This window comes from Rhodococcus sp. NPDC056516, from assembly GCF_042794655.1.
Classification (GTDB): domain Bacteria; phylum Actinomycetota; class Actinomycetes; order Mycobacteriales; family Mycobacteriaceae; genus Rhodococcus_F.
On the sequence record NZ_JBHTTG010000005.1, the window covers coordinates 91,627 to 116,967 of the forward strand.

Annotated in this window: 23 protein-coding genes; 9 read left to right on the forward strand and 14 right to left on the reverse strand. The window is 61.8% G+C overall.

The annotated features are described in order from the left end of the window. Positions 1 to 59 precede the first annotated feature (59 nt). The 3 genes from ACFQ6Y_RS16280 to ACFQ6Y_RS16290 all read right to left on the reverse strand — a co-directional run bounded on the left by ACFQ6Y_RS16280 (position 60) and on the right by ACFQ6Y_RS16290 (position 2,415). Positions 60 to 956, reverse strand: coding sequence for a serine hydrolase (locus tag ACFQ6Y_RS16280; protein ID WP_378535290.1), 897 nt, complete (start codon positions 954 to 956; stop codon positions 60 to 62). A gap of 156 nt (positions 957 to 1,112) precedes the next feature. Then, on the reverse strand, positions 1,113 to 1,748 hold the full coding sequence (locus tag ACFQ6Y_RS16285) for a ScbR family autoregulator-binding transcription factor (protein ID WP_378634518.1): 636 nt from the start codon (positions 1,746 to 1,748) through the stop codon (positions 1,113 to 1,115). Positions 1,749 to 1,986: 238 nt separating this feature from the next. Then, the gene (locus tag ACFQ6Y_RS16290) at positions 1,987 to 2,415 is read right to left on the reverse strand and encodes an HIT family protein (RefSeq protein ID WP_019747035.1); all 429 of its coding nucleotides are present in this window, start codon (positions 2,413 to 2,415) and stop codon (positions 1,987 to 1,989) included. Between the two features lie 87 nt (positions 2,416 to 2,502). Between ACFQ6Y_RS16290 and ACFQ6Y_RS16295 the strand changes: the two genes are divergently transcribed. Both ACFQ6Y_RS16295 and ACFQ6Y_RS16300 read left to right on the forward strand, forming a co-directional pair. Continuing rightward, complete coding sequence (locus ACFQ6Y_RS16295; protein WP_378535297.1) at positions 2,503 to 3,744, forward strand: glycosyltransferase; 1,242 nt, start codon at positions 2,503 to 2,505, stop codon at positions 3,742 to 3,744. After that, positions 3,741 to 5,876, forward strand: a complete 2,136-nt coding sequence (locus ACFQ6Y_RS16300; RefSeq protein WP_378634521.1) for an ArnT family glycosyltransferase — start codon at positions 3,741 to 3,743, stop codon at positions 5,874 to 5,876. Before ACFQ6Y_RS16295 ends, ACFQ6Y_RS16300 begins: the two co-directional genes overlap by 4 nt. 86 nt (positions 5,877 to 5,962) lie before the next feature. Here the strand turns inward: ACFQ6Y_RS16300 and ACFQ6Y_RS16305 are convergent, their stop codons facing one another. The 6 genes from ACFQ6Y_RS16305 to ACFQ6Y_RS16330 all read right to left on the reverse strand — a co-directional run bounded on the left by ACFQ6Y_RS16305 (position 5,963) and on the right by ACFQ6Y_RS16330 (position 12,379). After that, positions 5,963 to 7,279 (reverse strand): DUF222 domain-containing protein, encoded by a 1,317-nt coding sequence (locus ACFQ6Y_RS16305; protein ID WP_378634524.1) that lies wholly within the window; start codon positions 7,277 to 7,279, stop codon positions 5,963 to 5,965. A gap of 69 nt (positions 7,280 to 7,348) precedes the next feature. Then, entirely contained in the window at positions 7,349 to 7,996 is a 648-nt protein-coding gene (locus ACFQ6Y_RS16310) for an ABC transporter ATP-binding protein (protein ID WP_378634528.1), read from the reverse strand. 1 nt (position 7,997) lies between these two features. After that, a complete protein-coding gene (locus ACFQ6Y_RS16315; protein ID WP_378634531.1) occupies positions 7,998 to 8,915 on the reverse strand; it encodes an oligopeptide/dipeptide ABC transporter ATP-binding protein in 918 nt (305 codons plus the stop codon). Then, positions 8,912 to 9,733: an ABC transporter permease gene (locus ACFQ6Y_RS16320; protein WP_050655415.1), complete on the reverse strand. Its 822-nt coding sequence runs from the start codon at positions 9,731 to 9,733 to the stop codon at positions 8,912 to 8,914. The genes ACFQ6Y_RS16315 and ACFQ6Y_RS16320 overlap by 4 nt, the downstream gene beginning before the upstream one ends. Beyond that, complete coding sequence (locus ACFQ6Y_RS16325) at positions 9,726 to 10,760, reverse strand: ABC transporter permease (protein ID WP_378635650.1); 1,035 nt, start codon at positions 10,758 to 10,760, stop codon at positions 9,726 to 9,728. Before ACFQ6Y_RS16325 ends, ACFQ6Y_RS16320 begins: the two co-directional genes overlap by 8 nt. Then, positions 10,757 to 12,379 (reverse strand): ABC transporter substrate-binding protein, encoded by a 1,623-nt coding sequence (locus ACFQ6Y_RS16330; RefSeq protein WP_378634534.1) that lies wholly within the window; start codon positions 12,377 to 12,379, stop codon positions 10,757 to 10,759. The genes ACFQ6Y_RS16325 and ACFQ6Y_RS16330 overlap by 4 nt, the downstream gene beginning before the upstream one ends. A gap of 171 nt (positions 12,380 to 12,550) precedes the next feature. Between ACFQ6Y_RS16330 and purD the strand changes: the two genes are divergently transcribed. The 4 genes from purD to ACFQ6Y_RS16350 all read left to right on the forward strand — a co-directional run bounded on the left by purD (position 12,551) and on the right by ACFQ6Y_RS16350 (position 17,695). Next, positions 12,551 to 13,807, forward strand: a complete 1,257-nt coding sequence (purD, locus tag ACFQ6Y_RS16335) for a phosphoribosylamine--glycine ligase (RefSeq protein ID WP_378535317.1) — start codon at positions 12,551 to 12,553, stop codon at positions 13,805 to 13,807. A 242-nt stretch (positions 13,808 to 14,049) separates the two neighbouring features. Continuing rightward, positions 14,050 to 15,618 carry a GMC oxidoreductase gene (locus ACFQ6Y_RS16340; RefSeq protein ID WP_007734403.1) on the forward strand — a complete coding sequence of 523 codons (1,569 nt, stop codon included), beginning with the start codon at positions 14,050 to 14,052 and terminating at the stop codon, positions 15,616 to 15,618. A 110-nt stretch (positions 15,619 to 15,728) separates the two neighbouring features. Further along, positions 15,729 to 16,562: a helix-turn-helix domain-containing protein gene (locus tag ACFQ6Y_RS16345; RefSeq protein ID WP_378634539.1), complete on the forward strand. Its 834-nt coding sequence runs from the start codon at positions 15,729 to 15,731 to the stop codon at positions 16,560 to 16,562. Between the two features lie 140 nt (positions 16,563 to 16,702). Next, positions 16,703 to 17,695, forward strand: coding sequence for an ABC transporter substrate-binding protein (locus ACFQ6Y_RS16350; RefSeq protein ID WP_378547672.1), 993 nt, complete (start codon positions 16,703 to 16,705; stop codon positions 17,693 to 17,695). 6 nt (positions 17,696 to 17,701) lie between these two features. Here the strand turns inward: ACFQ6Y_RS16350 and ACFQ6Y_RS16355 are convergent, their stop codons facing one another. Then, positions 17,702 to 18,157 (reverse strand): MarR family winged helix-turn-helix transcriptional regulator, encoded by a 456-nt coding sequence (locus ACFQ6Y_RS16355; RefSeq protein WP_378634543.1) that lies wholly within the window; start codon positions 18,155 to 18,157, stop codon positions 17,702 to 17,704. A gap of 147 nt (positions 18,158 to 18,304) precedes the next feature. On the opposite strand from ACFQ6Y_RS16355, the gene ACFQ6Y_RS16360 reads away from it, so the two are divergent. After that, complete coding sequence (locus ACFQ6Y_RS16360; RefSeq protein ID WP_378634547.1) at positions 18,305 to 19,342, forward strand: ABC transporter substrate-binding protein; 1,038 nt, start codon at positions 18,305 to 18,307, stop codon at positions 19,340 to 19,342. Here ACFQ6Y_RS16360 and ACFQ6Y_RS16365 read toward each other — a convergent pair whose 3' ends face one another. Both ACFQ6Y_RS16365 and ACFQ6Y_RS16370 read right to left on the reverse strand, forming a co-directional pair. Continuing rightward, positions 19,343 to 19,993: a DedA family protein gene (locus ACFQ6Y_RS16365; protein ID WP_378634552.1), complete on the reverse strand. Its 651-nt coding sequence runs from the start codon at positions 19,991 to 19,993 to the stop codon at positions 19,343 to 19,345. It abuts the gene before it with no gap. Continuing rightward, the gene (locus ACFQ6Y_RS16370; protein WP_378634556.1) at positions 19,990 to 20,796 is read right to left on the reverse strand and encodes a phosphatase PAP2 family protein; all 807 of its coding nucleotides are present in this window, start codon (positions 20,794 to 20,796) and stop codon (positions 19,990 to 19,992) included. Before ACFQ6Y_RS16370 ends, ACFQ6Y_RS16365 begins: the two co-directional genes overlap by 4 nt. 117 nt (positions 20,797 to 20,913) lie before the next feature. On the opposite strand from ACFQ6Y_RS16370, the gene ACFQ6Y_RS16375 reads away from it, so the two are divergent. Then, entirely contained in the window at positions 20,914 to 21,588 is a 675-nt protein-coding gene (locus ACFQ6Y_RS16375) for a response regulator transcription factor (RefSeq protein WP_378635673.1), read from the forward strand. Between the two features lie 3 nt (positions 21,589 to 21,591). On the opposite strand, the gene ACFQ6Y_RS16380 is transcribed toward ACFQ6Y_RS16375, so the two are convergent. Beyond that, the gene (locus ACFQ6Y_RS16380) at positions 21,592 to 22,980 is read right to left on the reverse strand and encodes a sensor histidine kinase (RefSeq protein ID WP_378634560.1); all 1,389 of its coding nucleotides are present in this window, start codon (positions 22,978 to 22,980) and stop codon (positions 21,592 to 21,594) included. Between the two features lie 82 nt (positions 22,981 to 23,062). Between ACFQ6Y_RS16380 and ACFQ6Y_RS16385 the strand changes: the two genes are divergently transcribed. Further along, positions 23,063 to 23,872, forward strand: a complete 810-nt coding sequence (locus tag ACFQ6Y_RS16385) for a hypothetical protein (RefSeq protein WP_378634564.1) — start codon at positions 23,063 to 23,065, stop codon at positions 23,870 to 23,872. 51 nt (positions 23,873 to 23,923) lie between these two features. Here ACFQ6Y_RS16385 and ACFQ6Y_RS16390 read toward each other — a convergent pair whose 3' ends face one another. Continuing rightward, positions 23,924 to 25,339, reverse strand: coding sequence for a serine hydrolase domain-containing protein (locus ACFQ6Y_RS16390; RefSeq protein ID WP_378634569.1), 1,416 nt, complete (start codon positions 25,337 to 25,339; stop codon positions 23,924 to 23,926). Between the last annotated feature and the right edge of the window lie 2 nt (positions 25,340 to 25,341).

Genomic DNA, 25,341 nt, shown 5'->3' on the forward strand with positions numbered 1-25,341 from the left:
AAAAATGCGGGTCGCGCCGGCTTCTCGGCGCGACCCGCATTTTCGTCGGTGGGTTCAGATCAGCTGTTGTTGCGGAGTGCTTCGACAGCGATGCGGCCGACGGTTCCGATGGAAGCGTCGATCTTCGGGGCGCGATGGGTGAGCTCGTGGGACTTGGTGAAGACACCGACGGCGTAGCGCTTGCCGTCCGGGTACACCACGACGCCGGCTTCGTTTCGTACCAGTCCCAGCGTTCCGGTCTTGGCAGCGACGGTGACCTCGTCGGGGAAGCCAGATGAAAGGCGGTGCGGCCAGACCTGCTTGCTCATGATCGTTCGGACCTCTTCGCAGGCCGAAGCAGGGCCGGCTTCGTCACGCCAGATTGCAGCCAGCAACATTGTGATCTCACGCGGAGTGCTGGAGTTGGAGCGGGCCGGATCCATGATGGAAATCGTCCGGAGAATTTCGATCGGGGGGTATTCCAGCAAGGTTTCCTTGTCGACTCCGAGGTCTTCGTAGACTGTTTTGAAGAGACCGCGGCAGTCACGTACCAGGTTGGTCTTCTCCAAACCGAGCCCGCGCAGCGTTGCGACGATGTTGTCGAGTCCGAGACGCTCGTACAAGAAATCAGTGGCGGCGTTGTCGCTGAAGCTCATCATGAGCAGAGCGAGATCTCGCCAGCTGGCGGTGACATCGTCGGCGCAACCGCCGATACCGATGCCGCCCGAGCGGAACTCGGCGGTCACCGTGGCGTGCTCGGTCGGATCAAGGGTGCCTGCCGCTACTTCACGTGCGTACTGGAGTACGACAGGAATCTTGAATACGGAGGCGAGGATGACACCTTCGTCAGCGCCGTAGCCGAACTCTTCGCCGGAATCGATGTCGCGCGCGTGGACGAACGCGTCTGTCTTCGCTTCGGCCAGTACAGCAGCGATCTCCTGCTGTGCGCTCTCAACGTACGTGGCGGTGTCGGTCATTCGAGAAGCCCTTTCGTCGGTATCCGTATATCTGGGTTATTCGTGGATCTGACGATAGTGAGTCGGTGCCGGGGGGTCTTGTACGAATCGACGAAGGTTGGCCCACGGTTCGGTGCTGATACGCCGAATCGTCCGGGCGTCGGGGTGTTCTCCAGATCAGGAGGCGTACGTTTCGAGCCGGCAGCGGACAAGGCTGTCGAGATCCCCGCGGCGCTTGTCGGAGACGATGCCTGCCAACAGGAGAGTGAACAACTCGTCGATGCGGTCGTTCAAATCGCTTCGCCTGGTGAGTACGTTCGAAACCAGTTGGACGCCGGTGAATGCCGAGATCGCCACGCGGCCCACAGATTCCGGCTCCACGGCGTCGCGGATATCGCCTTCGCGCTTCGCAGCGTCGGCCAGTTTTCGAAGCTCGCGAATCCACGCGAGGTACGGACCTTGCGAACCGTCGGCAGAGGCCAATTCGAGGGTAAGCCGGACTCCCGCACGAACAATCGGGTCCGCGACAAGTTGGCGGCCCATCTCGTGGCACACCATGACGAGCTGTTCCAGTGCCGGTGCGCCTGTGGCTGCAACTGCGGTGAAGGCGGTGATCGAGATCTGGTGCTGTTCTTCGATGACAGCTTGAGCCAATTCGTCTTTGGACGAGAAGTGGAAATAGACCGCGCCCTTGGTCATCTGCGCCGCGGACACGATGTCGTTCATGCTCGTGCTGCCGTACCCCGTGACTTCGAACCGATCGGCAGCGCCACGAAGAATCTGACGCCGACTGATCTTGGCACGTTCCTGCATTGCTCCCTTGTCCTCCGACTGTTAACACGTGAACTAGTTTTAGGGCCCTAGGTCCCGGACCAGCGCCCCACGGTAGCAGCGAAACTCGTGCTCGCGCGACAGCGCGAAACGGACTGTTCGGTGTGCAATCGCAGGTCACGGTCGGTAGGAGCGACAAATGCGACCGCCGCAACCTCCGTTGGAGGCTGCGGCGGAGAGTCCAGTTATCGGCCAGCGAAATTCGGTCGAAGGTACGCGATCAACGAGTCGAGACAGTTGCCTCGAAGCCGAGGTCGCGTAGTGCCGACTTGAGTTTGGTCTGTGCCTCGTCGAGAGATTCGGGTGACGGCGAAGTGTCGGCGCCACTGATGTCGAAGTTCCCCATGTCGTATGCGGGGAAGACGTGAACGTGAAGATGCGGAACTTCCAGACCTGCGATGAGGAGACCGGCCCGAGGCGCGTCGAACGCCTTCCTCACAGCCTGACCCAGGGTGCGGGCAACCGCGGTGACCTTGGCAAAGAGTTCAGGATCTACGTCCTGCCACTGATCGACCTCGGCGCGCGGTACGACAAGTACGTGACCCTGCGTTACCGGTGCGATGGTCAGGAACGCGACAACGTCGTCGTCCTCCCACACGAAACGTCCTGGTAGATCCCCATTGATGATGGCGCTGAAGACTGAAGGCATACCCCGAGATTAGCCCGCGTCCGGTTGCCAGGAAACTCCCAGGCTGGATGCAGGTTCGTCGGAGCCGGCCCGACAAATCTAGGACGCATGACGACAGAAGCCATGCAGACCGCGGGCAGCACGGACGCAGGGGAGCTCTCCGCGACGACTGTAGTGCTGGACGTGGTCGTCCCGGTATACAACGAAGAGGCGGGCCTCGAGACGTGCGTGCGCCGCTTGCGCCATCATTTACGCACGCAGGTGCCATTTTCTGCCCGAATTACCATCGCGGACAACGCCAGTGTCGACGGTACGTTGGCGCTCGCTCGTTCCCTCGCCGAAGAATTCGACGACGTCCGGGTCGTGCACCTGGATGCCAAGGGCCGCGGCCGAGCACTGCGGCAGGTGTGGAGCGATTCCGACGCGGACGTGGTCGCGTACATGGACGTCGACCTCTCGACTGATCTCAACGCCCTGATGCCGTTGATTGCTCCGCTGCTCTCGGGGCACTCGGACATCGCCATCGGTTCTCGGTTGGCACGTTCGTCCCGCGTGGTCCGTGGCCCCAAGCGTGAGTTCATCTCGCGTAGTTACAACCTCATTCTCCGAAGCGCACTGCATGCTCGCTTCTCCGACGCTCAGTGTGGTTTCAAAGCCATGCGCGTCGACGTTGCGCGACAACTACTTCCGCTGGTGGAGGACACCGGATGGTTCTTCGACACCGAATTGTTGGTGCTGGCCGAGCGGGCCGGGATGCGAATTCACGAGGTCCCCGTCGACTGGGTGGACGATCCGGACAGTCGGGTAGACATCGTCGCCACGGCAGTCGCCGACCTCAAAGGTGTGGTGCGCGTCGGGCGAGCACTCTCGACCGGCTCACTCCCACTGGCCGAGCTCAGGGCGAGTTTCGGACGTGAACCGTTGGTTCCGGGTGTTCCGCGAGGCATGGTCGGGCAGCTCTCACGCTTTGCAGTGGTGGGAGTCATTTCTACGCTTGCGTACGCGCTGCTCTATCTCGCACTGCACTCGATTATGGGTGCGCAGTGGGCCAATGCCGTCGCATTGCTGGTGACCGCGGTGTTCAACACCGCCGCCAATCGCGCCTTCACCTTCGGGATCCGGGGGTCGGAAGGATCCGCCCGTCACCAAATGCAGGGCCTGCTCGTATTCGGGTTCGGCTTGCTGCTCACCAGCGGATCGTTGTTCGTGCTCGACGTTGTGGCACCCGATGCGTCCAAACACGTCGAGCTTGCAGTACTTGTCATTGCCAATCTTGTTGCCACAGTGAGTCGATTCATCGCACTGCGCTGGGTGTTTCGCACCGCACAACCCGTAGGAGCCAATCGATGACCGCCACTGCAGAGAGACTCGCCGCGTCGGTGCCGGCGCCGGAACCGCAGCGTCGGGTGCGCTGGGAACCGTGGGCGCTCGGAGTGCTGTTGGTGGGGACCGGAGTCGCCTACATCTGGGGTCTGGGTGCATCCGGATGGGCCAACTCGTTCTATGCCGCTGCGGTACAGGCAGGTTCGGTGTCGTGGAAGGCCTTCTTCTTCGGTTCTTCGGACGCTGCCAACTCGATCACCGTCGACAAGCCGCCCATGTCCCTGTGGTTGATGTCGCTGTCGGTTCGCATCTTCGGACTCAACTCCTGGGCGATGTTGGTGCCGCAGGCACTCCTCGGGGTCGGATCCGTAGCGCTGTTGTGGGGAACGGTTCGACGCTACTTCGGTGCCGCTGCCGGACTCCTCGCCGGTTTGGTGCTGGCGCTTACTCCCGTAGCAGCGCTGATGTTCCGGTTCAACAACCCGGATGCCTTGCTGGTGCTCCTGATGATCGCAGCAGTGTGGGCGATGATGCGCGCCGTGCAGGACGGCCGAACCCGCTGGCTCGTGTTGGTCGGCGTCTTCTGTGGATTCGGTTTCCTGACAAAGCAATTGCAGGTCATGTTGGTGGTTCCGCCACTGGCACTCACCTATCTGATCGCCGGACCGCCGAAACTGGGTAAGCGGGTCCTTCAACTGTTTGCTGCACTGGGCGGGTTGATCGTCTCCGCCGGATGGTGGTTGGCAATCGTCGAACTGTGGCCGGCCGACTCACGTCCTTGGATCGGTGGTTCGCAGAACAATTCGATTCTCGAGCTGACGCTCGGTTACAACGGGCTCGGACGCTTGAGCGGCAACGAGACCGGAAGCGTCGGCGGCGGCGGAATGCGCGGTGCTGGTGATGCTGCGGCCGGCGCTGCTGCGGGAGGTTTCCCGGGAATGGGCGAGGCAGCAGGTGGCATGACAGCAGGCGGTATGGCACCAGGTGGTGGAGCCGGCGGCGGTATGTGGGGGAGTACCGGCATTACCCGACTGTTCGAATCTGCCCAGGGCGGGCAGATTGCCTGGTTGATTCCTGCCGCACTGATACTTCTGGTGGCTGGAATCGTGCTGCGAGGCAGGGCTCCGCGCGTCGACACACAGCGCGCCTCGTTCATCGTCTGGGGCCTGTGGCTGTTGGTGACCGGACTGACCTTCAGTTTCATGGCGGGAATCTTCCACGCCTACTACACCGTTGCGCTGGCGCCGGCGATCGCCGCACTGATCGGTTCAGGATCCGTAGTGGCGTGGCGTCACCGTGACGTCCTCTGGGTTCGCATCATTCTGGCGGTGTCCGTGGCCGCAACCGTCGCGATGGCGTGGGTACTGCTCGGACGCTCGCCTTCATTCGTACCGTGGCTCCGGTGGGCCATTCTGGTAGTCGGCGTTGTCGCTGCCGTGGCATTGCTGATTCCGGCAGTGACGCGAGGTCGATTGGCTGTGGCAGTGATTCTCGCGGCGATCTTCACCGGTTTGGCGGGTCCGACTGCCTACGCGATCGACACGATCAACACTCCGCATACCGGTTCCATAGTTTCGGCCGGACCGAGCGTCGAAGGTGGAATGGGTGGGCCCGGCGGCGGCCGCGGTGGATTCGGTGGATTCGGCGGATTCGGTGGCACGGCTGATGGAGGCAACCGTCGGATGGACGGAACGCCGCCTGCAGGAATGGGTCAGATGCCCGGTGGTGCAACAGCTCCAGGTACCACCACATCGACCACTGACGGAACGCGAGGCGCAATGGGAGGCGGCGCTGGTGGTTTACTTCAGGGCAGCACGCCGGGAGCCGCTGTTGTGTCCACACTTGAAGTGAACTCCGACCAGTTCACGTGGGTAGCCGCGGCAATCGGGTCCAACAGCGCCTCGGGCTATCAGCTTGCGACGCAATCACCGGTCATGGCTATCGGAGGGTTCAACGGCAGCGATCCGTCCCCGACGCTCGTGCAGTTCCAGCAGTACGTTGCAGAGGGCAAGATTCACTTCTTCATCGCCGGCGGCGGGATGGGTGGCGGTATGAACGCCGAGGGCACCGCTACCGCTATCTCGACGTGGGTGACCGAAAAGTTCACCGCCACAACAGTGGACGGAGTTACCCTCTACGACTTGACGGTTGGGGGCTGACCAGCAAGAGCGCACGCCAGGTCCGCATCGGAGGAGCACTTCCGATGCGGACCTGGCCGTGTTCTGTTGTGCCCGAGAAGCTGTTCTCAGGTTTTGAAGGTGGTGTTCGCCGGCCTCGGGTGCTGCCCGGGGTCGATCGAGGGCGGCGGGATGAACCACGGTTTGTTGTCGACGCCCATTCTGATTTCCCATTTTCCGACGAACCCGGATTTGCGGTGCATCAACCGGTGGTGCGAACGGCATAGTAGGACAAGGTTGTTCATTACTGTCGGGCCGCCGTTGGCCCAGTGCTTAATGTGGTGTGCGTCGGTCCACGCCGGTACGCATGTGCAGCCGGGGAAGGCGCAGCCCTTGTCTCGGGCGATCAACGCCACTCTCTGTTCGGCGTTGACCAATCGTTTTCCGGGTTTCGCATCCAACGGCGCGCCGTGAGCGTCGAGCAACACCGTCGAGAGGAAACAGTCGCACCCCAACAACCGCGTCTGCGACACCGACAGAGGCCCGAGCCACGGCATGTGCCCGACATCAAGATCTGACAGGTCCAGATCGAGCGAGCCTTCGTCGTCCACATCAGAAGGTGCAGCGGCGCAGTCCCGATGCTCGGCAAGATCCCGAGCATTGATGTGCACGTTCACATGCGGACGCTGACCACCATCGGTACCGGTCTTGGCGCAGTCGAGGTAGCGGCGGATCAGTTCGGTGAACCCGTCCGCGGTCCGCTTCGCCGCCGACCGGGCATCGGGAGTTCCGTCGGGTGCTGGGGTGGGCATCGTCAGATTCGACAGGGCCGATAACAGCATTTCGCCGGTGAGGGCGTCGAAATCGCCTCGCACCACCACGCGACCGTTGAGTGTCGATGCGATACGGAGCTCGTTGCGGTCGACATCTTCGGCAGGTGGAATCTCATCGGATTCGAACAGCCGCTCCAAGGTCGCGATGACGTGCCGCACCTTCGTTGTCGTCGCCTCCACACCCGAGGCTGCCGCAAGTAGCAGGTCGATACAGCGAGGTAACGCCTCGTCCGGCATCCCCTTCGGCGGGGATTCGCAGAACGCCACGATCAACACTGCGTGATCGAACGAGCAATCCCCACAATCGAATCTCGCTGCTACCGCGGGAAACGGCCGCAACGCCGCACCCAACGCGGCGATCTTCTTCCCGTCCCGAACCTGCAGCATCGTGTTGGCCGCCAACCACGCACCGACCCCGCGGCTGGCAATCACCTGATCATCGGGGCGCATCGAGAGCTCGTCGATTACCGCCACACGCACGGCTTCCAGGCGCAGAATTTCCGCACTCGCCGACACCGCAGCAGCGCGCAACTCCGCGGCAGACAACTGCCACAGCCGTCCGCGTAACCCCACCGCAGAACCCGAAACAACGTCCGACAGATAGACACTCATTGAATCCCCCGATCCCCACCCTTAATGATAGTCGAACATCAGTTCGAGTCAAGGGGGAAATAGGCAGGGTTAAGCGCGAATGCCGTCGAGGTCGTGGACCGTGTCGCAGCAGGCGTCGAGTAATTCGCGATCATGGCTGATGAGTAGTACGCCGACGTCGGTTTCGGCGGCGCGACTCTCGATCAACCGAATGAGCGCGGCCGTCGTGGCAGCGTCGAGCATCGCCGTCGCCTCGTCGCAGATGAGGTATTTCGGCTGTTGTGCCAGCGATCTCGCGAGGCAGGCGCGCTGCAGTTGGCCGTCGCTGACCTGGTGTGGTCTGCGGGACAAGAGATCGGGGGTGAGGCCCACTTCTGCAGCCAGCGTGACCACATCGATTGTCCTGCCGGCAATATCACCGGGTTGCCCGATGATCGAGGCGAGCGTCTGCCGAGGGTCGGTCGATGCACGAGGCGACTGAAACAGCATTGATACCGTGCCGCGTAACGCCGCAGGTACCGAGAATTTGGTACCCACGACAGGTGATCCGTCGATCCGCACCTCACCTGACCATGGTGCGTCCAGTGAGGCGAGAATTCTTGCAAGTGTGGACTTTCCGGTTCCCGACGGCCCGGTCAGGCCGATCAACTTTCCCGACGGAATCTCGAGGGAAATGTTTTCGAGCACCGGTCGGTTTCGGTGGTACCCACTGGTGATTCCCAATGCCTGCAGACTCATGTCAGCCCACCTTCCGCAATGTTCGGTACGTGCGTTCGCCGAGGGTTACCAACTCGGTCGGTCCACCGGACTGTTTCGACTCCGGGCGTCGTAGGTGATAGACGCACTCGTCGGGGAGATCGGTCAGTTGCGGTGGCGAGCCGGGGATCGGATTCAAACCGCGGGAAGGTAAGGCGCCGAGTAGGTCTCGGGTGTAGTCGTGGAGTGGATCCTGGAACACCAGAGTAGCCGGACCGGTTTCCATGATGCGTGATGCGTACATGACGGCAAGTCGATCCGCGACGCCGCTGCGGGTAAGGGATGTCAGGTCGTGGGTGATGAGCAGGACTGCCGCCCCGGCGTCCGCGCACTCGCGAAGTAGGCTCATGACGTGGTCGGTGAGTTCGCGGTCGAGATTGGCGGTGGGTTCGTCAGCCACGATCACCGACGGATTCCCGGCCAACGCACCGGCAATGGCGACGCGTTGCGCCATGCCACCCGACAGTTCGTGCGGGTAGCAGTCCAGAGTCGAGGGCTCGAGTCCGACGCGAAGTGCCAAGGCGTCGCAGGTGTGATCGCTGCCGAGCGCGTCGATGGTTTCTTGCAGTTGCGATCTCGCAGTTCGAACGGGGGTGAGATGTGTTGCGGCAGATTGCGGAACGAGCGCAGCATACCGCCCCCGGAACGCGGTGCCGGAGAAGACATCGATCTCCTGATCGGGGGTGCCAACGGTGACCGTTCCAGTTCGAGAAGCTGTCGGCGGCAACATGTTCATGACCGATGTGGCGACGATCGACTTGCCGCACCCGGATTCGCCGACGAGTGCGGTCACCGTGCCGGCCGGGACCGAGAGGTCTATGTCGCTCGCAGCGTGGACTACGGATCCTCCGGGTAGAGGGATCCTGACGGTGAGGGATTCGATGCGTAGGCCGTGGTTCACAATCGCAACTCCGAAGGTCGTGGGGGAGTGAGCATCGACCGCAGGGCCGAACCGGCGACTGCAACTGCGACGGTGGCGATCACGAGGACTGCGGCGGGGAATACCAGCGTCCACCAACCGCCGAGGAGCAGAGAACTGCGTGCCTCTTCGAGAAGCGTTCCTAGACTGGGCTTGTGCGGGGGAAGGCCGAAACCCAGGAAGGACAACGTCGATTCGTGCCACACGGCGTGGGGTAAGAGGAGAACAACCGCGATCAAGGCCTGCGGCGCCGTCGCCGGCACGAGGTGGCGCATGATCACGTGACGCCGACTTGCCCCCGCCAGAATGGCGGCGTCGATGTACGGTCGTTCGCGCAGACTCAAGATCTCGGAGCGGATGATCCGGGCCACTTGGGTCCAGTGGGTCAGTGCGATCGAAAGCACGATGGCGGCAATGCTTCCGCGGAACATCGCGACGATGACGATGCCGAGCAACAGGTGGGGGAGCGCGTTGACGGCGTCGGTGCCGCGCATGACGAACCTGTCCACCCAGCCGCCGACCAGCCCAGCCGTGGTACCGACGGCGACGCCGATCACCGTGGCGAGCAGCGCGCAGGCGAGTGCGATGAGTAGTGAGGTTCGAATGCCTGCAGCTATGCGCACGAACAGATCTCGTCCCGCAGAGTCCGTTCCGAACGGGTGATCGAAGGATGGAGCCAGGCGGGCCGCCGAGAAGTCGGTGACTCGGTCGTCGACGTCGGCCAACCATGGGACCAGCGCCGCGTACAGCGCAACGAGGATCAGCACGCCGAGGGCGATCTTGAAGCGTCGCTCAGCCATCGGTACTCACTCTCGGGTCGAGTACTGCAACCAGGACGTCGGCAAGTAGTGAGCCGAGCATCACCGTCAATGTTGTACCGACGGTGAGGAATGCGAGCAGGGCCATGTCGAGGTCACGGGCAGAGGAAACGATGGCGCCGGCGATCCCCGGCCAACTGAAGACCTCTTCCACCAGCACCGCCCCGACGATCAGCTCGGGCAATCGCACGCCGACGATGTTCACGAAGGGCGCCAGTGACGTCGGCAGTATGTGGCGCTTCGTAATGGTCGGCGTCGGGATTCCGCGCGCTACTGCGCCCGCGACAAACCCTTCGCCTTTCGATCCCACGACGGATTCTCGGACGGCGAGGAGGAGCCACGGCATCTGCGAAATGGCGAGCACCGTCACCGGTAGGACCAAGTGTCGGACGACCTGTCCCGGTGTGGGATCGGCACCCCCGTCGGTCAGTCCGGCGACCGGGAGCCAGCCAAGAGTCAAAGCGAAGAGCGCGATGGCCCCCAGTGACAAGACAAACGGCGGAAGTCCCTGAACGACGACGCTCAGCCCGGACACGATCTTGTCCAGGAATCCTCCACTGCGGATTCCGGCGAGAACACCGAGTGCCAGCGAGGCGAGAATCGCGATGACGAGTGAGATGCCGACCAGCAGCAGGGTCCACGGCAGACGCTCGGAGATAACCTGGGAAACAGGCTGATTGAACGATCTGGAGATCCCGAGATCGCCGGTGAACACACCCTGGAGCCAATTCCAGTACGTGCTGTACCAGGGGTTGTCGAAACCCATCTGATCGGCGATCAACGCTTTGTCCGCGTCGCTGGTCGTCATGTATCGCGTGCCGAGATAGCCGACCAGTGGATCGAACGGTGAAATCGCGGCGGCGGCAAAGAGTCCCGCGGACACCACGGCGATCACGGGCACGATGAACAACACCCGCCGACCGACCATCGTGAGGATGGCCTTTCGGCGGGAGTTGTCACGGTGGCCCCGCGACGTCGGTGCGTCTGCCCGAACGTCGACCGCTGTCATTGCCCTCGGGCCCACGTCTGCAGTGACCACCACGGGCCCCAGGTCACACCGTGTGAGTGTGGCTCGAGTACCGGTCCGGACATCTGCCAGTCGGAATCCTTCGATACGTACGTATGGTCGAGGAAGACGAGGATGACAAATCCGGGATCTTCGACGTACGCCTGCTGAACGTCGCGATACGCGGCGTCACGCGTTGCCGGATCGAGGCTGCGGCGTCCTACTTCCAAGCCTGCGTCGACTGCTGGATTGGAGTAGTCGCTGGCGTTGTCGTAGATGCTGCCGACCCCGGGTGCGATGTACTTCGAGTTCAGCGCGTCGTACGCCTGTGTGTCAGGGTCGAAAGGTTCGTCTCCGCCGCCGAGAAGTGTCGAATCCTGGTTGATGCGAGGGTCTATGCGGTCCCAGGAGAGCGCTTCGAGATCCACCTCGATGCCGACGGCGAGAGCGTCGGAGGCAAATGCCTGAGCGAGATCACGTCGGACGGTGTCGACGGAGTTGTACATGATCGTGAACTGCGCGCGCCGGCCGTCTTTCGAACGGATTCCGTCGGCACCTTCGATCCAGCCGGCCTCGGTCAGAATTCGCTCGGCCTCGGCCGGGTCGTAGGCGAAGGTCGCGTTCGGGTTGTACGAGTCGCCGTAGACCTCGGGGATCGGAGTGGCGGCAACTCTGCCGTGTCCGCCCAGGACGTTGTCGATCATCGACTGGCGATTGGCGGCGAGGTTGAGCGCCATACGCACGGCTTTGTCGCCCGCGACGGGATTGTTCGTGGGGAGTGAGAGGCCGCGCCAGTCTGCCGACTGATGGGCTGTCACGGACATGTTGTCTTTGCTCGAGAACGTATTGGCAAGCAGTGGAGGGAGATTGGTTCCGTCGATCTCACCGGACACCATTCGTTGGGCGCGGGTGTTGTCATCGGGAACGTAGAGAAGAGTCAGCTTCTTGATCTCCGGCGCTCCGTCCCAGTAGTTCTCGTTCGCCTCGAAGACCGCTCGATCCGGTGAGAGGTCGACGAGTGTGTACGGACCCGTACCGACGGGCGCAGTGTTCAACGGTGACTCGGCGGCGAGCCCGGGTGTCGCGAGGGACTCCGACGGAACCATGCCGATCAGCATCTTCGTCAGCAACGGCGCATACGAGTAGGCGAGGCGAAACTCGACTGTGCTGTCGTCGACGGCCACGACATCGCTGATCATGTCGTACGACGACCGTGCCTCCGAGGCGGAAGCGGGATCGAGGATCGCCTGGTACGTGGCAACCACGTCGGCGGCATCGAAGGTCGATCCGTCGGAGAAGGTGACCCCGTCACGGAGTTTGACCGTCCAGACTGTCGCGTCGGCGTTGGCCGTCGGCATCTCCGCGGCCAAAGACGGCTCGAATCCAGGCATGCCGGTGCCGCCGGTGAGCCGGACGAGACCGTCGTACATCTTGGCTTCACCGGCAGCGCCGAAGCCTGCGACCGGGTTGTAGCCGCCCAGTTCGTAGCCGTCGGCCAAGACCAGGCCGTCGTTGTTGCCCGAAGAGTTGGTGCCAGTCGGGCTACTGCACGACGTGATCAGAAGTGCGCCGATTGCGGCGGTTGCGGTGAGCGTCAGAACGCCTGGTTTGTGGAGTTTCACGGGAGTCCTTTCCTCGGTGGACAGGTGTCCGAAAACATCTGTTCACCTATTCAGGTATTCATATGATCTCATCTCGAAACGGATATTTCGCACAAAGGCCGAACCCTGCGACCTTGGCCCCACCCGTAGCACTCCGAGAGCGCTGTTACCGCGGGCCGTAGTCTGTTCCCCGTGCGCGTACTAGTAATCGGCTCCGGAGCCCGTGAACATGCCCTCCTTCTCTCTCTTGCTCGCGATCCAGGTGTCACGGCCCTGATCTGTGCGCCTGGCAATGCCGGGATCGCAAAAATCGCCGAGCAGCATCCCGTCGACGTTGCTTCGGGTGACGCGGTTACCGCGCTGGCCAAGAAAGTCGAGGCCGACCTCGTCGTCATCGGACCCGAGGTTCCCCTGGTTCTCGGTGTCGCAGATGCGGTGCGCGCAGCAGGTATCGCCTGCTTCGGGCCGTCGGCCGACGCCGCCCGCATCGAGGGCTCGAAAGCTTTCGCCAAGGACGTGATGGCTGTCGCCGGCGTCAAGACCGCACACAGCGAGATCGTCGACAATCCGGCAAAGCTCGACGACGCGCTCGACCGCTTCGGACCGAACTGGGTGGTCAAGGACGACGGACTGGCTGCAGGCAAGGGTGTTGTCGTCACGACGGATCGTCTCGCCGCGCGCGATCACGCCGCTGAACTGCTCGAGACCGGACACCCGGTGCTCCTCGAGTCCTTCCTCGACGGTCCGGAAGTTTCGCTCTTCTGCCTCGTCGACGGCGAAACCGTGATCCCTCTGCTCCCGGCGCAGGACCACAAGCGCGTCGGCGACGGAGATTCCGGACCCAACACCGGCGGCATGGGCGCATACACACCGTTGCCGTGGCTGCCCGACGAGATGATCACGCAGATCGTCGACGACGTGGTCAAGCCCGTCGCTGCCGAGTTGGTGGCGCGCGGTAGCAGCTTCTCCGGCCTTCTCTACGCTGGTCTCGCGATCGGCGTCGACGGCCCGGCCGTGGTCGAATTCAACTGCCGGTTCGGTGACCCCGAAACTCAGGCCGTGCTTGCTCTCCTCGAAACGCCGCTCGGCGGTCTACTCAATGCAGCCTCGACCGGAACCCTCGATTCGGTCGGCCCGTTGCAGTGGCGCGACGGTTCCGCCGTCACGGTCGTGATTGCTGCCGAGAACTACCCGGCAACCCCGCGCACCGGCGACGTGATCACCGGAGCAGACGCCGACGGAGTCCTGCACGCCGGTACCAAGAAGCGTGAAGACGGAGCCGTCGTCTCGGCCGGTGGACGTGTGCTGAGTGTTGTCGGAGTGGGCAAGGATCTGACCGAAGCTCGTGACGACGCCTACGCAAAGATCGCCGACGTCAAGCTTCCCGGCGGTCATTTCCGCAAGGACATCGGACTCGGCGCCGTCGAAGGTCGCATCTCAATTCCCTGACTCGTTCTTTCGGAGGGCCGGTGAACTTTCTGTTCATCGGCCCTTTTCGTGGAAAATCAACGGTTCCTCGAAGTTACCCACGAGTATGGACTTCTCGTTCGGTTTCTCCCGGTATATCTCAGCGCGGGGGTCACGGAAAGAGAAGGGCACACTTGAGCATTCGCGCTGGATCCAACGAACGGCACGCACGTACCAATTCCACGCTCTCGCGTAGAAACTTCTTGGCAGCAACAGGATTAGCTGTGGGCGCCGCTGCGCTCTCGTCCTCGTGGACTACGGCGGCCGCTGCGCCCAGGCGAGCATTGAACGACGGAGACCGTGTCCCCGCGCTTGTGATCGGGAGCGGATACGGCGGGGCCGTTGCGGCACTTCGGTTGACGCAGGCCGGCATCGACACACACATGGTCGAAATGGGGAAGTCGTGGACCACACCAGGGTCCGACGGCAAGATCTTCTGCCCGATGCTCTCGCCCGACGGCCGGTCCTTCTGGCTCAGAGACCGTACAGTTCAACCGGTTTCACACTTCTCCGGCGGCTCGGTGGACAAGAACATCAGCCGCTACGTCGGTGTTCTCGACGCCGAGGACTTCGGCGGGATCAAGGTCTACCAGGGCCGAGGGGTCGGCGGTGGGTCGCTGGTCAACGGCGGTATGGCCGTCACACCCAAGCGCAACTATTTCGAAGAGATCCTGCCCGGTGTCGATTCCAACGAGATGTACTCGACGTATTTCCCGCGCGCGAACGCTGCGCTCGGAGTCAACAACATCGACCCGGCCTGGTTCGAATCGACCGAGTACTACAAGTTCGCGCGGACGGGGCGAAAGACCGCTGAGAGATCCGGTTACACAACAACGTTCGTGCCGAATGTCTACGACTTCAACTACATGAAGCAGGAAGCTGCCGGCCAGGTCACCAAGTCCGCTCTGGTCAGTGAGGTCATCTACGGCAACAATGCCGGAAAGAAATCTCTGGACAAGACGTACCTCGCTGCGGCATCCGCCACCGGCAAGCTCACCATTTCAGCTCTGCACGTCGTGACCTCGGTTGCCCCGGCCGCGACCGGCGGTGGCTATCAAGTGGTGATGAACCAGATCAACGAGCAGGGCAATACCGTCGGCACCAAGACAGTGACGGCGGACAAGGTCTTCTTCGCGGCCGGCAGTATCGGGACCAGCAAGCTCCTGGTCGCGATGAAAGCGCAAGGGCAGCTGGCGAATTTGCCGGGTGCAGTTGGACAGGAATGGGGTCACAACGGCAACGTGATGGTGGGCCGCGCCAATCACATGTGGGATGCCACCGGTGCGAAGCAGTCGGCGATCCCCGTGATGGGTATCGACAACTGGGCCGACACATCCGCTCCCGTATTTGCGGAAATCGCACCCTTCCCGGCCGGCACGGAACTGTGGGTCAGCCTGTACTTGGCGATTGCCAAGAATCCGCAACGTGCGCAGTTCCAATTCAACTCGGCAACAGGCAAAGTCGGCTTGAACTGGCAGCGCTCGCAGAACCAGCCGTCGATCGACATGGCGAAGAAGCTCTTCGACAAGATCAACAAGAAGGAAGGCACGATCTACCGGACCGACCTCTTCGGCCCGACGCAGACGTGGGGCGACCAGCTGACGTACCACCCCCTCGGCGGTTGTGTGCTCGGCAAGGCGACAGACGGCTACGGTCGTCTGCCGGAGTACCCGGGTCTGTACGTCATGGACGGATCCCTCGTTCCGGGCAACGTCGGAGTCAACCCGTTTGTCACCATCACCGCTCTGGCCGAACGGAATATCGAGAACATCATTGCGAACGACATGAACTAGAGCGGCAACTCGCGGTCAGGTGCGGTGGGATCGACTTCCACCGCACCTGTTCGGCGTGGGTAGCGGTTACAGTCACCTGGACAGACGACGCTCGATCCAGGGATGTGGACGTGAGGCGGACAAAATCCGAGATCGACGGTGACTGGCTCCGGTGGGGCGTGCCGTCGAACGACGAGTTGGTGGTACCCGAACACGAATTGGACGACGAGCCCGAGGATTTGGTTCTGTGGGGTGGTGCGTCGAGTGCTGATCAGCCGGTGACGTGGGAAACCCACGCACACCGATCGAACGAGATTCTGTTTCCTCGTTCCGGCATTGTGGTTGTACGCTCAGGCGCTCAGATGTGGACGTTGCTGCCGGGCAGAGGGCTGTGGATACCGGCACTGGTTCGGCACTCGGTGCGCGTTGCCGCGGGTGCGAAATTCTTGACCGTGTATTGCGCTGTAGGGCAGGGACCTTCGCTCGGTGATCACCCGGTTGCGGTGCACGGCACGCCGCTTCTGTACGAGTTGTTTCTTCATCTGAGTGCTCGCGAGATGACGGACGATGCGAGGCGCAGCGCCGAGCGAGTGTTCTTCGACCTCGTTGTTCCCGGCGACGAGCGCGGAGCGATGAAGATTCCCGATTCGGGGCCGGTCGGCCGGATTGCGCGCGACCTGTTGTCCCAACCGGACGATCCACGCAGTTTCGAAGACTGGGCGAACGAGATCGGTGTCAGTACCAGCACTTTGGCTCGTCGATTCAAAGTAGATACCGGCGTCAGTTTCGGCCAGTGGCGCGTACTGCTTCGGATGAACGTGGCGATGTCCCTGCTCGGCCAAGGCATTGCGGTGGCCGATGTGGCAGAGCAGATCGGATACTCGACGCCCAGCAGTTTCGTCGCCGCCTTCAAGCAGTCCACAGGTGTCACGCCGATGGCATTTCGAAAGAACGCGGACCGCTGATCGGATTTCGACATTCTTTGACAAAACTCCGCGATTGCGTCAACTCCTGATCCGCTCTACCGTTAGCCATGTAGGCGAGGCTTACTTTACTTTCCGGGTTCAGGGTTCTCCCGAAACCCGCTCGACAGCATGGGGCAGAAGTGAACGATTTTGTTGCGCCGCGTTCCCAACGCGGTAGCAGGGCCATCTTCATGGCTGTGGCAGTGGCACTTTCGACGGTGCTGGCAGCGTGTGGCACCTCGACGACCGACACGAAGTCCGACGGTGAAGCGTGGACGTATGTAGATGCGCGTGGGCAGCAGATTTCGCTCGACAAGGTCCCTGAACGCATTGTGGCGACGGCGGACACCGCGCCGGTACTACTCGAATACGGCGTCGTTCCGGTCGGCATCATCGGATTCTCCAGGCTCGACGAATCCACGTTGAATGCATTCGACTTCAGCGGAATCGCCCATGTCAGCGAGACTGACACAGATATCAGTGCCGAGAAACTCCTGGCAGTGGACCCGGATCTCGTCATCGACATCTGGAGTTCGTACAACGGTGGAAACTTCGGCAGCATCTGGGGTGACGATATCGCTCGCGTCGAAGAGGTTGCCCCCATTGCCGGCGTCAAGATCACCGACGGGGCGCAAGCGGCGCTGGACAGCTTCAGTTCGTTGGTCCAGGGTATCGGCGGCACCGACGCCTCGCCGGTCTACGCGGCGAAGCGGGAAGAGTTGAGTGCGCTCGGTGATCGGGTGCGCGACTTGGCCACTTCGCGGTCGAATATCTCTGTTGCATACGTGATTCCGTTGGAGTCGAGCCTTGACTACGCGGTGCCTGGATGGACTCCGCTCGGAAGTATTCTCGAAACGATGGGTGTCGAATTTGCGAAACTCGACAGCGAGGACGGTTTCTGGGCGTCGGCGAGTTGGGAAGAGCCGGGCGTCTTTCCGGCTGATCTCCTCCTGATTCCGCCGACTTGGTCGGATGCACCGGAGCTCAATTCGCCGACTTTCACCAGGCTTCCGGCTGTGGTTTCGGGTCAGGTTGCGTCGGTCGAACTTCGTACGGGGTACAGCCTGACGGGCATCACGGAGCAGATGAAGCGTTTTGCCGACGTCTACGAGAAGAGCGGAAAAGTCACCTGAGCAGCGTCACCGCGGTGCGTGATCTCGCAATGCTCGATTGACTCGGTCGAGGATGTCGATGGCAGCGGACAATGTGTCGAGGTCGCCCTCGTCGAGGGACTCCAGTTCTTCGGCGAGGACACCGATGCGTAGTTCGGACCGACGGTCCCGTCGCGCGCTTCGCTCGTCCTTCACGTAAAGCGTGCTCACTCGGCCGTCGGTGGGATCTGGCCGTCGCTCGATCAGGTCTTTGTCGGAGAGTGTGCGCACCAGTGTGCTGACGGTGTTCGGGCGTCTGGAGAGGCGATCTGCGACAGCCCCGATGCGAGTGCCTGGATGGTGCGCAACATCGTGAAGTACTTCGGATTGTGCCTCGGGCAACGTCGCGTCGGTGCCCGATGCGTCCATGTATTCGCGCAGCGCCCGACGTAATTCGAAGGCCGCAGCGATGACTGATCTCGATGTTTCTTCTGCGGTGGGCACGCGATCAGAGTAGCGATCAATCCCGTCTGATCCGCGCCCTGGAACTGTATCTGACACAGATATAGTTTACAGTTCCCCAAAGGGTAGGGTCACCTAACCGTGACGGAGGACGACTCTGTCATGCATCACGACGTACGGGACACGATCATGAATTTTCGAAAGAAGTCACGCAGTGCACTGCTGATCGGCGCACTGGCCTTGGTGGCGATTCTCAGTGGCTGCTCGAGTGAGGACGCCTCGACCGCAGATACTGAGATCCGAGCGTCGGCGCCGACCGACTCTGCGTTTGTCGCTCCGCGAGAAGTCCCGGCCGGCATGGGGAGCGGGAAGTCGGACGGCGAATTTCCCCGCACCGTCTCACACTTCAAAGGGGACACCACGATCGAATCACAGCCGCAGAAGGTTGTGGTGATCTCGACCGGACAGGCCGATGCGCTCCTGTCGCTCGGTGTCGTGCCGGCAGGTTCGACGCGTGGTGACGGTGCGGATCTGGTGCCGCCGTACCTGTTGGCCGCATACCCCGAATTCCGAACTCAGCTAAGTGATGTCGTCGACGCAGGTGGGCGCTTCACACCGAACTTCGAAGCGATCGTCAAGCTCGATCCAGACCTGATCTTGATGAATGTTGCAGGGAAGGATGCTGATTCGCTGTACGACCAGCTTTCGGCAATCGCACCCACGGTGGCAACGCAGGGGACCGGTGTCTTCTGGAAGCAGGACTTCCTGCTCGTTGCGGACGGAATCGGCAAGACACAGCAGGCGACGGCACTACTGGACACCTTCAATGCGGATGCTGCAACCCTCGGTGCTTCCCTCTCGTCGCCGCCGACGGTGTCGTTCACCCGCCAGAACGGAAATCGGCTGCGCATCTTCGGTGTTCCTTCGTTCACCGGCAGTATCGCCCAGGATGCCGGCCTGACCCGTCCGGAATCGCAGCAGTTCGACGACACTTCCCGAGACATCAGTGAGGAGGAGTTGAACGTGGCGGACGCTGATTGGATCTTCTACGGAGTGCAGGGCGGGGACCCGGCGACGTTGACGAACGCGCCGTTGTGGGCGCAGCTACATGGTGTTGTTGCCAACCACGCCGTTGCTGTCGACGACGACGTCTTCTACCTCAATACCGGGCCGACTGCGGCTCGTGAAGTGCTGAAAGTTCTGCAGAGCTCACTGCAGCGGCAGTAATTACTCGGGAATCTCGATTTGTTCAGCCTGGATGGTCGGTACTCGCAGAGAGCGCAAGTAATTCACAGCGATAGGCAGAATCGAGACGACGACGACAGCGATGAGGATAATTTCGATGTGGGCGCGAACGAACTCGATTCCTCCGAGCATGTAGCCGAGTACCGGAACGAGAACTCCCCAAGCGAGTCCTCCGATGACGTTGTATGTCAGGAAGGTTCGATACGGCATCCGTGAAGTACCCGCCATTACTGGGGTGATGGTTCGGATGACGGGAACAAATCGCGCAAGGACGACGGTACGAGGTCCGTGCTTCTCGAAGAATGCTTCTGCCCGCGCAAGTTGATCGGGACCAAGCCGCTTGGCTCCAGGTCGATCGAAAACCGCAGGGCCCGCTGCGCGTCCGACAAGGTAGCCACATTGGTCGCCGATCACAGCGACGATGGGGATGGTCACGAGGAGAACCCATAGCGGAATGAATGGCTGCTCCTGTGCGACGAGGACACCAGCTGTGAACAAGAGCGAATCGCCGGGAAGAAAAAACCCGAACAGAAGACCGGTTTCGATGAATACCGCCCCAAGCAAACCGATCAGACCGAACGTGGAGAGCAGGGTATCGGGGTTCAGAATTCCGCTGGTGAGTGCGAGCGTCATACGAGCGCCCGATCGCGAGAGGCAGAGGAAGTGCGGTCGGTCGTCTTGGAGCGGCCTTCGACGAACCGGAAGACGGCGCCGCCCGCGGTGACCGCAAGCGTCGCGAGAATGGCCCCGGCGATGACATCGGTGAGCCAGTGAACTCCCAAATACAGGCGAGTCAGGGCTACGACGATTGTGACTGTCGCGGCGACGAGCATCAGCAGTTTCTTGACGGCGGGTGTGGCATGCGCGCTCAGCACGAGGACGACGATGCCGAACAGCGCAGCGGTGCCGGTGACGTGACCAGACGGGAACGAGTGGTCGGTCTCGAGGAGAACTTGGATGTTGGTCGGCGGACGTTCGCGACCGACCAGTGCCTTGATGACCGTGCTGCCGACCGCTGCACCGCCAACGGTTCCGATCACGATCAAGCCTGGAACTACCGAACGCGCTCGCCACGAGATGAGCACACCGCACGCGATCCCCAGAAGTGCGGTGACGAGGGGACTGCCGAGATCTGTTACTGCCACTGCGATCTGATCAAGGGTGCCGCTCCGGTGATCGACCATACAATCGGTCACCGGTCCGTCGAAGCTCGTCAACCACCCGCCTCGATACACCTGGATCGAGAGCGTCACCAGTGCGAGCACGAGTCCACAAGCGCGGAGGACCGTAGACCGAACGCTGGAAGCTCGATAGATTGAACCGAATACGAATAGCGCAGCGGCAACCACCATCGCGGCAACCGCAATTTCCGCGGTGGTGCTCTCGGTCAGGACTTCGGTGACCACGTTTCGCACGGTCGACACAGTTGCAGGCATGAATGCAGTGTGACGAGCCGAAGCTGAAGAAACGCTGAACGGAACTCGGTCTTGGGCCAACCGTCTGCTCTACTGGGTGCATCCGAACAACTGTGTGTCGACGAAACGGGGCCGGTGGTGCGAGTACTGGTGGTCGAAGACGAAGTGCGCCTGGCCGAGACGATCCGGCGGGGATTAGTCGCCGAGGGGTTCGTGGCCGCCGTTGAGCACAACGGAGAGGACGGATTCGCGACGGCCAGCAGCGAGGAATTCGACGTGATCGTCCTCGACATCATGTTGCCTGGCAAACACGGATACGACATCGTTCGGGACCTACGCGCCCGGGAGATCTGGACGCCGATCCTGATGCTGTCGGCGAAGGACGGTGAATACGACCTCGCCGATGCTTTCGACCTCGGTGCCGACGACTACCTGGTCAAGCCTTTCTCGTTTGTCGTGCTTCTCGCTCGGCTGCGCGCATTGGTGCGTCGTGGCGCTCCGCAACGTCCGGCGATACTCACCGTAGGCGACCTGTCTCTCGACCCGGCTAAACATCTGGTCAGCCGAGCGGGAAACGAATTGACCTTGACGCCACGGGAGTACAGCGTGCTCGAGTTCTTGATGCGCAACAACGGAGTTGTGGTCACGAAGACCGAGATCGTTCGGTCCGTGTGGGACACCAATTACGAGGGTGACGAGAACATCGTCGAGGTCTATATCGGTTACCTACGTAAGAAGGTCGACCTGCCGTTCGGAACTCACAGCATCGAGACCGTCCGAGGTGTCGGGTACCGGTTTGTCGGGACCGCCTGATCTTCATCCGTTCGGTACCGGAATTGTCACCTCGAATCGACTTCCGCCACCCGCTCTCTCACTGACGGTGATCGTTCCGCGATGCGCCGCAACGATTTCCGACGCGATGGCAAGTCCAAGTCCGGACCCACCTCCCTGCCTCGACCGTGGCTGATCGAGGCGGACGAAGCGCCCGAAGATTCGTTCGCGTTCTGCTGCAGGGATTCCGGGGCCGTCATCTTCGATCACGATATGGGCATCGTGGCCCGCCTCGGAGCATTCGAGATGCACTAGGGTCTCGGTGTGCCGTACTGCGTTGTCGACCAGGTTGCGCACCATTCGTGTCAACGCTCGGGGGTCTCCGGAGACGCGAACCGGCGCCACGGTGGCGGTGACCGCCACCTCGGAGAAACCGTCGATCCTCTTCTTCTCGGCGAACAAGATGTCGTCCAGGTCGACATCGACGGAGGTACCGATCTTTTCGAGTTCGCTTTCGTCCGAGCGCGCGAGAATCAACAGATCCTCGATCAGCTGCCGCATGCGGCGCGCCTCGGGAAGTAGTGCGTCTTCGATCAACGCATCGTCGAGGAGATCCGGGCGCCGGTGAGCTAGTTCGAGAGCCGTCGTGATCGTGGACAATGGGCTGCGCAGTTCGTGTGAGGCATCGCTGACAAACCGTTGCTGAGCCAGCGCGCCCTCGTCGAGACGCGCAAGCATGTCGTTCATTGTTGTTGCCAGTCGGGCTATCTCGTCGTTCCCCGCCGGGACGGGCACTCGTTCACCTTGACGCCCACTCGAAATCGATGCTACCCGAGCGCGGATGCGTTCCACGGGAGCGAGGGCTGATCCGACGAGGCGGTAGGTGGCAAACGCCGCCAGTCCCAGTACCAGCGGTCCGACGATGGCGAGTAGAACGGCAACGGTCGTCACCACGGTTTCAACAGGTTCGCGGTCGGCGCCGACGAAGACGGTGACCGGTCCGATCGGTGTCTGAGCGCCTCGCCCGATCAGCCAGTAGTCCTCGTCGTCGGACTTCTTGACTCTTCCGAAGGCGTCCGACTGGTCAGGGCCGAGAATACGTTCGGACAGGAGGCTGCTGTCGGTTCCCGGTGATTGGGCGACTATTCGGTGATCGGCGTCGACGATCTGCACGATTCCGATCTGACTGTCTGTGGACAGGAGCGAAGGGTCGAGATCTGCCGGGCTCTTTCCGTTCAGTTGCTGGACCAACTGCGTGGCGCGAGCTTCGGAGCTGTTCAGTGCGGACAGATGCAGGGAGTTCGCCAGTACGAAAACCAGTGCAAGCCCGGCGATCACCAGGCAGAAGGCGATCACGAGCGTCGATGCCACGGTCGACCGAGCGCGCACGCTCCACCGGGACGGGTGCAGTATCGACGAGGCAAGATGCTCCATGACGTCCAGTCTGTACTCTCCGGCGCAATCGCGGCGAACGTTCTCAGCTTCCTTTCAACAACCGCGTGCCACGCTGGCCGACATGGCGTTCACGCGTGAAATGGCGAGCAAGGTCCCAGAGGTCACACTGTACTTCTGGCTGATCAAGATTTTGGGCACGACGGTGGGGGAGACTGCCGCGGATTCACTCAACGCGGATCTCGGCATCGGGCTGATCGGCACCGCTGCATTGACTTCGGTGGTCTTGGTCATCGCGCTGATCATCCAGTTCACGCGGAAACAGTATGTACCGTGGATCTATTGGCTGGTGGTAGTTCTGATCAGCGTAGTCGGAACGCTCATCACCGACATTCTGACCGACAATCTCGGTGTACCTCTCGAAGTGAGTACGGGAATCTTTGCGGTTGCGCTGGCCGCTACGTTCGGGATCTGGTTTGCCAGTGAGCGGACGTTGTCCATCCACAGCATTCGCACACCGAAGCGCGAAGCGTTCTACTGGTTCGCCATCCTGTTCACATTTTCACTCGGAACGGCGGCAGGAGACTTGATTGCCGAACAGGTGGACCTGGGATATGCGAAGTCTGCATTGTTGTTCGGCGTCGTGATCGCCGTAGTGGCTGCCGCTCACTTCGGCCTGAAACTCAATGCTGTACTTGCATTTTGGATCGCATACATTGTCACTCGTCCGCTGGGGGCGTCCATCGGTGACCTGTTGACCCAAGACCGAGATGAGGGCGGATTGGGATTCGGGCCGACGGTGGTGAGCATTGTCTTCACGATCGCGATCGTCGCGCTGGTCGCCTTTCTCACTGTCACCAAAGTCGATGTTCTGCCAGAACCGAACAATGGTCGGCAGCCCGCAGACGCAAAAACGGGTGACGCGGTCCGGTGAGACCGAAGAGATCGATCGCACCTGTTCGGACCGCGTCACCCGTCTACAGGATCACGCCACTCGCTTGGCGGTACGCCCGCCGAATTCGAGCATCACGGCGCGCCCGGTCTCGTCGGTGACGAAGCGGCCCAACGCCCGGGTGGTGTCGGCGCGAGCAGCGAAGTCATGGTCGTTGACGAAGGCGATCGGGATCGCCGGCGGCCAGACGATGTCCTCGTATTCGCCGAGGTCCTGCGCACTGCCCATGCGGATGCCGATTCCCTCGTCACCGGGGGCGACGGTCATCGTCAGCGAGCCTGCCTGATACTTGCCCAGGACTGCATCGACGGCAGCGGGTTCGGGCTCGACCACGTCGAGGGATGCCGGCGCGGGTAGTTCAGTGAGGTTGGCCATGGACCAGTCGACGATCTTCTTGCCGATTCCGCCGCCGAGTGCGTTGGTCAGCACGGTGACGGCGAAGTTCTTCTCGGGTACCGTCATGAACTCGGAGACCTGGAGATTGCTGACGTTTCCGCCGTGCCGCACTACCTGCGTGGTTCCGTACCGAGTCAGCAGCCATCCCAGGCCGACTTCTTCGAACATCATCGCTGCGGGACGCTGCGGCTTCTGCATCAGCAACCGGGTGGACTCGTCGAGTGGTTGGCCTTCGCCGGGGCGTTCGCCCGACAGCGCGTAGCGTGCCCAGACGAGTTGGTCTCGCACCGAGGACCACATTCCACCACAGGGAATCATGCCGCGGTCCAGTCCGGTTTCGTTGGATACGAATGGCACACCGTCGCGGATGTAGTGACCGAGTGCGAACCGGTGGGTCATCACGTCCCAGGGCAGGAACGCCGAGTTCTTCATGTCGAGGGGGTCCAGCACGCGTTGTTTGACCAGCTCTTCGAAGGTCAGTCCGCTGATCTTGGCCACGACATGTCCGGCGAGAACGAATCCGGAGTTGCTGTAGGAGAAGACTTCTCCGACGGGGAACTCTTGTCGCAATTCGTTCAGCCGTGAAACCGAGCGTCCCAGGGCGTCCTCGCCCCAGCCTGCCGAGAGGCCCGCGTCGCCGGTGAATCCGCCGGTGTGGGTCAGGAGATGACGCATCGTGACTGTGCGCGTGGCTTCTTCGTCGGCGAAGGTCAGTTCGGGGACGTACTCGACCACCGGGGTGTCGAGGTCGAGCAGTCCGTCCTCGACGAGTGCCATCGCGGCTGTTGCGGCGAACACCTTTGTGGTGGAGCCGATCATGAACATCGTCTTGTCGGTGACCGGGAGCTGGGTTTCGACGCTTTCGATGCCACTGGTGACGACGATGTCCTTGTCACCGTGCACGATACCGACCGAGACGCCGGGGATGTTTGCCTCGACCCTCCACTGATCGACGAGTTCTTGAAGCTGTTCTTGCATCTTTGATTCCTCGAGTTCGCTGGCGTTCTGTATTTCGGTGTTCTGTGTTTCCGCAATGGTAGGTGTATCGGTCATCG